We start from the raw sequence: 718 nt of genomic DNA on the forward strand, positions 1-718 counted from the left end.
CGCCGCGCCACCACCGACGACCCCCACGACCGCGACATCAGCACCTTCCCCCACACCTTCGCCGGCTCGGACTTCACCACCGTCGGTGAGATCTTCAGCGCCACCGCCAACCCCGACCGCAAAAAAGCCTTCGACATCAGAACCGTGATGCGAGCCCTGTCCGACCAGGACCACCCGGTCCTGGAACGCTGGGCCGGCATGGCCGGGGCACAAACCTCCGTGGTCCAAGACGTACACCTCGGCGGCCTACCGGTCTGCCTGATCGGCATCGAATCCCGCGCCGTACCCCGCCGGGGCTTCCCACCCACCGACGGCCCCGACACCTACACCGCCGGCACCCTGTTCCCGCAATCCTCGAAAAAGGTGGCCCGCGCCATCAACTCCGCCAGCGGCAACCGCCCACTGGTGGTCCTGGCCAACCTCTCAGGATTCGACGGCTCCCCAGAATCCATGCGCAAACTCCAACTCGAATACGGCGCCGAGATCGGCCGGGCCATCGTCAACTTCCAGGGCCCCATCGTCTTCTGCGTCATCTCCCGCTACCACGGCGGCGCCTTCGTCGTCTTCTCCAAAGCCCTCAACCCCACCATGACCGTCCTGGCCCTGGAAGGCTCCTTCGCCTCCGTCCTGGGCGGCGCCCCCGCCGCCGCAGTCGTCTTCGCCGGCGACGTCAACTCCCGCACCGCCAACGACCCCCGCATCCGCGACCTGGAAACCC

General features: G+C 67.8%; 1 protein-coding gene. It reads left to right on the forward strand.

Annotation, left to right across the window (positions count from 1 at the left end; all coding sequences use genetic code 11):
• The coding region (locus tag KGQ19_RS48770) for a carboxyl transferase domain-containing protein (RefSeq protein ID WP_307856747.1) at positions 1-718 on the forward strand (718 nt) is incomplete at both ends.

Source organism: Catenulispora pinistramenti (assembly GCF_018274385.1).
Taxonomy (GTDB): Bacteria; Actinomycetota; Actinomycetes; order Streptomycetales; family Catenulisporaceae; genus Catenulispora; species Catenulispora pinistramenti.